Annotated in this window: 9 protein-coding genes; 4 read left to right on the plus strand and 5 right to left on the minus strand. The window is 45.8% G+C overall.

From position 1 onward, the window contains the following. Positions 1-32: 32 nt before the first annotated feature. On the plus strand, positions 33-1,742 hold the full coding sequence (locus tag AK963_RS22480; RefSeq protein ID WP_066017656.1) for a DEAD/DEAH box helicase: 1,710 nt from the start codon (positions 33-35) through the stop codon (positions 1,740-1,742). Positions 1,743-1,870: 128 nt separating this feature from the next. Then, complete coding sequence (locus AK963_RS31510; RefSeq protein WP_083232845.1) at positions 1,871-2,218, plus strand: helix-turn-helix transcriptional regulator; 348 nt, start codon at positions 1,871-1,873, stop codon at positions 2,216-2,218. A gap of 19 nt (positions 2,219-2,237) precedes the next feature. Here AK963_RS31510 and AK963_RS22490 read toward each other — a convergent pair whose 3' ends face one another. Continuing rightward, the gene (locus AK963_RS22490; RefSeq protein WP_066017657.1) at positions 2,238-3,635 is read right to left on the minus strand and encodes a tyrosine-type recombinase/integrase; all 1,398 of its coding nucleotides are present in this window, start codon (positions 3,633-3,635) and stop codon (positions 2,238-2,240) included. 870 nt (positions 3,636-4,505) lie between these two features. Then, a complete protein-coding gene (locus AK963_RS32380; protein WP_139117593.1) occupies positions 4,506-4,811 on the minus strand; it encodes a hypothetical protein in 306 nt (101 codons plus the stop codon). Between the two features lie 356 nt (positions 4,812-5,167). Here AK963_RS32380 and AK963_RS22495 point away from each other — a divergent pair, with 356 nt between their 5' ends. After that, positions 5,168-5,515, plus strand: a complete 348-nt coding sequence (locus AK963_RS22495) for a DUF4156 domain-containing protein (protein WP_066017658.1) — start codon at positions 5,168-5,170, stop codon at positions 5,513-5,515. A 431-nt stretch (positions 5,516-5,946) separates the two neighbouring features. Continuing rightward, positions 5,947-6,153 (plus strand): hypothetical protein, encoded by a 207-nt coding sequence (locus tag AK963_RS22500; protein WP_139117594.1) that lies wholly within the window; start codon positions 5,947-5,949, stop codon positions 6,151-6,153. Positions 6,154-6,172: 19 nt separating this feature from the next. Here the strand turns inward: AK963_RS22500 and AK963_RS22505 are convergent, their stop codons facing one another. From AK963_RS22505 to AK963_RS22515, 3 genes are all read right to left on the minus strand, one after another. Then, positions 6,173-6,817 (minus strand): TetR/AcrR family transcriptional regulator, encoded by a 645-nt coding sequence (locus tag AK963_RS22505; protein ID WP_066017660.1) that lies wholly within the window; start codon positions 6,815-6,817, stop codon positions 6,173-6,175. 129 nt (positions 6,818-6,946) lie between these two features. After that, on the minus strand, positions 6,947-7,702 hold the full coding sequence (locus AK963_RS22510) for an outer membrane protein OmpK (protein ID WP_066017661.1): 756 nt from the start codon (positions 7,700-7,702) through the stop codon (positions 6,947-6,949). Positions 7,703-7,814: 112 nt separating this feature from the next. Continuing rightward, a complete protein-coding gene (locus tag AK963_RS22515; protein WP_066017662.1) occupies positions 7,815-8,126 on the minus strand; it encodes a solute carrier family 23 protein in 312 nt (103 codons plus the stop codon). Between the last annotated feature and the right edge of the window lie 121 nt (positions 8,127-8,247).

Consider the following 8,247-nt stretch of genomic DNA (forward strand, 5'->3'; position numbering starts at 1 on the left):
CAAAATTATTGAAGAGATGAAGCGAGGCTCCAATGGCTTATGAACTCCGCTGGTATCAGCAGGAGGCCATTGATGCGATCTATCAATACTTCAGCGCCTCCGATGGTAACCCGTTGGTCTGTGTCAGTACTGGTGGTGGCAAGTCGGTCATCATTGCTGACTTTATCCACGGTGTACTAAAGCACTGGCCAGACCAACGATTCCTGATTCTCTCTCATGTAAAAGAGATCATTGAGCAGAACCATGAAAAGATCGTCACGCTCTGGCCAGAGGCTCCGACTGGTATTTACTCGGCCTCTATGAAATCGAGAGATACGGACGCTCAGGTGTTGTTTGCCAGTATTCAGAGCGTTCATAAAAGAGCAGAGGAATTAGGGCATTTTGATCTTTTGTTATGCGACGAATGTCATCTTATATCCTCTGCAAGTTCTGAATCCATGTATGTTCGGCTAATAAATGCACTTCGGGAAATAAACCCGGCGCTGAAAATAGTCGGCTTTACCGCCACACCTTATCGGATGAAACAGGGCTTGCTGACAGAGGGAAAGAACCCACTCTTTAATGAGATTGTCTACGAGACAGACATTCAACGGTTGATAGACGATGGTTTTCTATCACCGCTTCGCTCCAAAGCGGGTAAGGAAAAGATCGACCTCGCAGGTGTAAGAACCCGGCAGGGTGACTACCTTACCAGCGATATGGAAGAAGCGGTCAATAAAAACGACGTCACTGAAAAGGCCGTGTGTGAAATCATCGAATACGGTCAGGATCGCAAGGCCTGGTTAATCTTCTGCGTCAGTGTGGCCCATGCTCACCAGGTTAAGGAGTTGTTGGTGGGCGAAGGCATTGAGGCCGACTGCATCACCGGAGATACCCCGAAGTACGAACGGGATCAGATATTGGCCGACTACAAGGCTGGAAAGATCAAAGCACTCACAAGCCAGGGGGTGTTGACCACCGGCTTCGATGCCCCGCTAACCGACCTTATAGCGTTGCTACGTGCCACCAAGTCTCCCGGCCTCTACGTTCAAATTCTTGGCCGTGGGCTACGAATTAGCCCCACCACGGGCAAAACGGACTGTCTGGTATTGGACTACGGAGGCAACGTCGAACGCCACGGACCAATAGATAGAATTACCGTGGACCGTATCAAGGCTGGGAAGGGGACGGGCGAAGCGCCGGTTAAAGAGTGCCCTGAATGTTTTGAACTGATCCTTGCCGGTTTGCGGGTATGCCCTGCCTGCAACTATGAATTCCCGGAGAAAGAAAAGCACGAGGCCGAAGCGTCTAAAGCGGCGCTGCTGGCAGAGCAGATAGAGCCGGAATGGTTGGACGTGGATGAAATCATTTACAACCGCCATGAAAAGAACGGCAAGCCGCCTTCTATCCAAATCAGTTATCGCTGCGGCTTTGCCACTGTCCGTGAATGGGTCTGTATAGAGCATGGTGGCTATGCACGACAAAAGGCCGTTATCTGGTGGATGAAGCGCTTTAGCCACGACCCCTGCCCGGAGTTCACCGACGATGCTTTGGACCGCCTAACCAACGTTCGGGATATGCGTGAGCCCTGCCGGATAGAGGTGATACAGGATGGTCGCTGGCAGCGGGTGAGGGCTTACGATTTTACCACCAAGGAAGGAACCCCCAGCGAATGGAACGACAACCCCGAGGGCAGGCCAAGGCAGAATGACGCCTTTGAGGCTGGTCACTTTGACACTTTTGATTCGGATATTGATTTTTAGGACTAACGTGAGTTTGTTTAAAAGGTTTGCCTTCACGGTTTATTTTGGCTAACTCAGGGCTTTGGACGATATTACCGATAAACGACCACGGTTGGTCACTTTAATAACTAGAAACTGAGGTTTTAGATATGCTTTACAACTTAGATAATTTGATGGAATGGACAAAACTTAATTCTAAAAGAGATGTAATCAAGGCGTTGCAGCGTTTGGGCGTTCCTTTTGCGGAGCTCCATAATGGAGAAGTTGTCACCCTGTATTCTGCCCTTGAAAAAGGGTTTAATGACCAGCTGATTATGGAAGGTGACGAACTGATCAGAATGGATGAGGTGTTAAAATTAACGAAGGTATGCAGGGCTTCAATAATCAATTATGAACGAGCAGGGACATTCCCTAAAAAGATAAAGATTGGGCCGAAAAAAATTGCTTGGAAAAAAACTGAAGTATTGCAGTGGCTCGAAGGGAAACGTGATTGGTAACAGCGGGGTTTTCCCCCGCTTAACCTTCTTCTAAATATTCCTCTGGTTTTCTATCTGTGATTTTTTCGTAGGGTGTATTAATTAAATTAAGCAGATACTTCTCCCACTTTTGTGAGGCCTCTAGTTTTTCCTCTTTGTATTCCCATACATCATAGTGCTCTGTAGTTACGTCTTTTTGATTGTGGCCCTGTAGCTTTTCCTTGGTTGCTTTTTTTACTCCGGCCTCGTGCATTCGGGTGGATATGCTGCCACGTATCATGCCGAAGGTGAAAGGCAGCGCTTCAAGTTCCAGTTCGTCCCGAACGTATGCCTGAAATCTTTTAATGGGCTTATCAAAGGTATCATGCCCGAGCGGGGTATCTAATACATCTCCGGAGCCCTTGGTCGAGGGTAAGGGGTAATTACAGTGGCCGTATGCCTTTTGCAGATACTTGAAGATTTCCAGAGCGGTATCATTGATCGGGATTATATAGTCGTATGGCTTGCTGCCTCGCCCTTTCCTGCTCTGCATCCGTAAATGAGGATATTTGCCTTTCAGTTTGATTTTTTCCCAAGGGGTATTCAGAACATGCTCTTGTCTCACGCCGCCAAGCGCAAGAAGTAGTTGCGCCAAGTGGCCGCTCTTGCCCATGGTAGAGAGGCCGTGATGCCATATTAGCCATATCTGCCGGTCAGTAAGCTGCTCTTTGCCTTTGGACTCAAAGTCCTCTTGAGTAGGGATGTTCTGAACGGGGTTTACTTCAATCTTGTACTTATAAGGCCTGTCTGATGTTACTAGAGCCGGGTTATGGTCATGCTTCATAGCCCAAGCAAAAGCCGCTGACAAATAGGATCGAACCCGGTTGCATTGCTGCTTAACGCCTACCTCATGAATTAGCCGAGCAATAATATCAACTATATGATGAGGCTTAATTTCAGCCGCTGGCATTTCGAGCAGATAGCCAAAACGTTTTACGTTGATGATATGGTTTTTGAAAGCATTTTTTACATCTTTATGGGAGCGGCGACCGGCAAGGTGAATCTCCGGATAATCGTTAAGGAGATCCTGAAATGTCCCAATATTTGTGTCCGTCTTGGGCTGGCTTGCAACAGGCTTTGGTTTCAGTTCCTGCTTAGTCTTATTGAGAATTTCTGAAATATCGTGGCCATCCCTGCGAAGATCGGCAAGACGCTGTGCATCGCTTAACGCTTTCTGGAATGTGAGTCCGACCGGACTATTCAGGTGATGGTTACCGATTTTGTGATACTTATAGGTCTTGGCGCCGGGCTCTTTGTATCTGAAGAAAAGCTCGACCTTGTTTGGCTTGATTCTAATCAGGAGGGTTCCATCACCTCGATTTGCCAGCTTTTGACTTATCTCCTTATAAGGCCCGTTGGCGGCTTGGTTTATGAGTACTTCATCGTTTATTATTTTCATACTTCTACATCCTCGCAATGCAACTAAATCTATACAATTTTGGTTGCACTATAGCAGGCAAAAAGCGCTTAGTTGTATTATTGGTTGCATTTTCCTTAGTTGGATACTATAAATATTAAGCAACAATGTACTCATTTTTTTAGAGTTCAACCTTCGTAATTCAAATATTTAGCGGTTATATATAATCTTGCACTATAGTTTATATATTTTTTGTAAATAGAATAAACTGTCTTGTAATCAGTGGGTCCCGAGTTCGACTCTTGGTGCCGGCACCATACAACGAGAAGCCCGTAGTGATAGTAAGCACTACGGGCTTTTTCGTGTCTGAAATCTGAGTCTAGACCCCGCAGTGAATAAGCTCGCAATTGATCCCGCTGTTTGATATTCCTCTTGAACTGTTTACATTGTCTTTGTTAGACCTGTGATGGACGAATGTGAGCTGACTTACTTGGAATTTTTCAGGCAAGGGGGCATTGATGAGTAAGGATAATAAACAAACGAACCAGGCAACTTCACGATCATCATATCAGTCGAAGGTGGTTTCTCTGGATATTCCAATTTGTATCCTCCAAACAGCGGATCCTGAGCAGCTCGGAAATTCGAAAAAACTATCCAGGTCACTTTGGTCGGAGATAGGTAGCAAGCTCCGTCAGTTATTTTGCAGAAGATAAGAGCACTTCATCGACTTATATCCGCAGGCAATCTGACTGTTTAAATTGTTTGCCGAAGGTAAGCCTGTTTCTTAACAGCTGTGGAGATTCAGGATGATGTCATGACATGGGATCAAGTTTCCCTTGAATTACCATAACCTTGATTAAATTAATCAGCGGACTCTGTAGGGGGGGCGAACCATGTTCGAAATCAAGATACTTAACGGCAATGGACTTCTGAATATTGCTGTCCTTCTTTTTCTGAGAGCTTATCAATGGCTTTCAAGTGACATTGAGGATTATCAGAGCAATAAAAGAGGGTAAAAAAACGAACTTTTTTTTGATCCAGTGGAACCATGAGGCAAGATAGTTGCTCCGGTAATTGAGCAAGTCCGCATATTTCGCAGGAACCAAACTGCAAGAACTGGAAAGTTTTTGACATAACCCGGCCTGAAACAGAAGGTTGAATGATTTTTCTAAAGAAAATCCCTGATACTGACGCTATTAAGATAGCATCGACTGCCAATCTGTTTCTCTTGGTGACACCAGCCGGTAACAATTACTCAAATATATAGATTTTGTAAATCTTATATTTGTTCTCCAGCCATTGGTATTCATGAGAATTACTATAGTTGGCATGTAAAGTGGTTATACAAGGTTGAAAGGAAAAAACTCAGTACCGGTTCCAGGAAGGATGTACAGGCCAAGGATGGCCTACCCAGGGAAATAATAAAAACAACGAGGAAGTACTGAGATTATAGCCCCGCCAGTCGGGGCTTTGTTTTTTGTAGTAGTGCTTGATGACGGTGGGTTTGCACTTATTCTCTTATTCCCCCTTTTCCTTATACTGCCCGGCATTTAAAGTCTGATAGATAAAGCCTTATGAATGTTAAGACGTGCCTTTCTGGGCTGATCGTATCGTTGAGCCTGACGGGCTGTATTACCTTTCCAACAGAAGAATCTGGAAAAGTACAGGTCATCTGGGATGAAACGGATCGTATTGAAGGTTGTGAGCTGAAGGGAACCGTCTATGGTTCTGAAGGCCATTTTTACGATTACTGGTTGCATAGTGATCGCGATATGGTCTGGGGTACTATAAATCAGATGAGTATAAAGGCTGTCGATATGGGAGCAGATACACTTTACCTATACAGGCCGTTTGGTTTCTTGAGTTCGGTAACTATGATGGCGAATGCCTATAATTGCAGTCATGCTGATAAAATCAGATAGCTGAAATAGTTAACCCTCATGGGTTTTGCTCTGCAAAGCCCAGATAGGCTTATTCCTTCTGATGAGCTGCTTTTTGTTTCATGAATCAGTTAATTAAAGTCTATCTATAAAATAACCGCGCCCAAGGCTTAAGGCGTAATATAGGTAAGTGCTAAATCTGGAAGTATTAAAATAATTAGTCTTGCCATTTAACTGCTGGAAGCATCCTGAGTTTATTTTTTAACTATACCCAGCCCTATGGGCTCTCCTCCCTTCCAGATAAAGGTAAAATTAAGGCCTATTATTTACATAAGGAGCGTAAAAAATTAAGGAGTATTTTCGTGGTTCCATTTCGTTATCTTTTTTCTATCACCGCTGTTTGCTTTCTTCTATTTAGCCAACCAGTTCATGCACTTATGGATAAAGAGGGTTCAGATTGCCATCATACGCCAATGGGATTGAATTCGATTCGCTCAGCTTTTCAGAAGTGGGAAAATGGTCGCAAGAATCCGGAAACTTATCGTGAACTCGCGCCTAAAGCGCTTATTGAGCATTACCGAAGCTGGCAGGAATACAATAAGCGGCCAGCCCATACCCGTGATGACAGGGCTGCTCAGGCAATGATATCGACCTTTCGTCGCTGGAATGAGGCGAGATAGGCCCATCTTACAAGTAGCGTTAACGTTGGTTTGGAGTAATGCCCAGTCCTTTCAGAACTATCCGGGTTAACGTTTCTGTTGCCTGATCGTAGTCAGACTGCTCAAGCGTGTCTTTCCCAAGGGCCTGGGCGATCTGGTAGGAAAAATCTGCATAATGCTGAGTGGATGACCAGAGCAGAAAGATCAGGTGCACAGGATCTACCGGATCCATTTTCCCCTGGTCAGACCAGGCCTTGAATACCTGTGCCCGTCCACGAAACCACGTTCGATAATCTTCACCAAAATATTCCGTCAGATGAGGTCCGCCATTGATGATCTCCTGGGCAAAGATCCTGGATGCCAGGGGATTCTTTCGGGAGAACATTATTTTGGTATGGATGTAGGCTGCCAGTGCTTCTTCTGGGTCATCCCCGGGACTCAAACCGTTAAAGCTGTGATCCCATAGTTTAAGGATATTCGACAGAACGGCAGCATAGAGCGAGAGCTTATTGCTGAAGTAATAGTGAACGTTGGCTTTGGGAAGGTTTGCCCGTTCAGCGATACGCTGCATGGTAGCGCCCTTGAAGCCGTGGGTCACAAACTCTTGTTCGGCAGCGGCCAGAATGCTTTTTTTATTATTTTCCCGGATCTTGCCGGGACGGTATTTTTTCGCAACTGCTTCCATATGCTCATTCAATCCTGCTAATGGTTGTAACCTCAGGTGATGAGAGAAGAAGTATCATTCCTGATACCGGCAAGGCCGGGAGGGTGATACCAAGCCGGTATGATACTTCAAAAGCAGTATGTTTCGATATTACAAATGCACTTTTATCAAGCCCTGCCACACTCGTTCATTCCAGCCACTTACGCCAAACTTGTTGTGCCAGTAACGATATTCGGTGCCTACATAAACGGTATGCTCACTACCCCAGAGATTGCCCAGGTCATATTTGAGTTGCAGATGGGTCTGCCAGTTTGAGGCAACATCTGCGCCGTTATTTTTCGTTTTACTGACCCAGTCGATCCAGCCATCAAAGAGAAACTTCTGATTGCCGAGTTCAATGGGTACTGCCCATGCGGGAGAAACCTGGTAGTTACTGTCGTAGTTTTCATTGGATCGACTGTATGCGTTCAGCTTCAGGAACTTGAATCCGGGCACATCGAAGTCAACGCCTGCACCGACCAGATAGTTAGTCTGGTTCACGTTTTTATTGCTGCCCATTTCAATCTGTGTTGAGAGATAAAAATCTTTGATCGGTCCACTGTCCCAGTCCGTTCCCGTCAATTTGGGAATACTGAAGCGTGGATGCAGTTCTGACCAGACTTCACTGTTGTTATCCCCTTCCGTTGCCCTCAGGCGATCCATAAAGAAGAATACATCCCCCCAGCTATGGCCACTGGCATGCTCCAGGGTCAAGGTGACTTTTTTCTTATCCTCTTCAGCACCTTCAAAGGTTGAGCCATAGAGCAGGCTGATGCTGTTATCACTCCAGAGGGTTTTAGCTTCAGCATTTATAGAGGTCAGTGCCAGTACAGAGGCAAAGGCGGTTATTGTTTTTTTCATTTTCATGGTGACTTCCTTTTGGGTTGTTATTTTCAGGACAAAGCTTCCCTGACACTGAAGGCCTAGGCCTTCAGTGTCAGGGAAGCTTGGGGCTTGAAACTAACGGATAGCGGTAACGTCAGACCTGCTCAGCAACCGCAGGAGAAATGTGTTCTTCATTCGTCTCATCAGAGGGCAGGAGAAGACTCAGGAGAATGGCAGAGAGACCTCCGGAAGTGACTGCCGAGCCAAAAATGTTCTGCACCACTTTCGGCATTTCTTTCAACAGATCGGGTACCAGCGTAACCCCCAGTCCAATCCCGAAAGAGACCGCCATAATCAGCAGCTTTCGACGGTCCAGTTGTTCTGCTGCAAGAATCTTGACCCCAGCGGCGGCAACGGTGCCAAACATAACCAGCGTTGCTCCACCCAGAACAGGCTTGGGTGTCATCACCGGCGTAAAAAGTCCTCAAAACACCAGTCCAAAATGACCTGTCGTTAAGTATAGCTTTTTGGGGTGGTCTGCAAGTCTGATAGTTCCAGAAAGTTAAATATTTTACTAAGCTGACTCT

Source organism: Endozoicomonas atrinae (assembly GCF_001647025.1).
GTDB lineage: Bacteria > Pseudomonadota > Gammaproteobacteria > Pseudomonadales > Endozoicomonadaceae > Endozoicomonas > Endozoicomonas atrinae.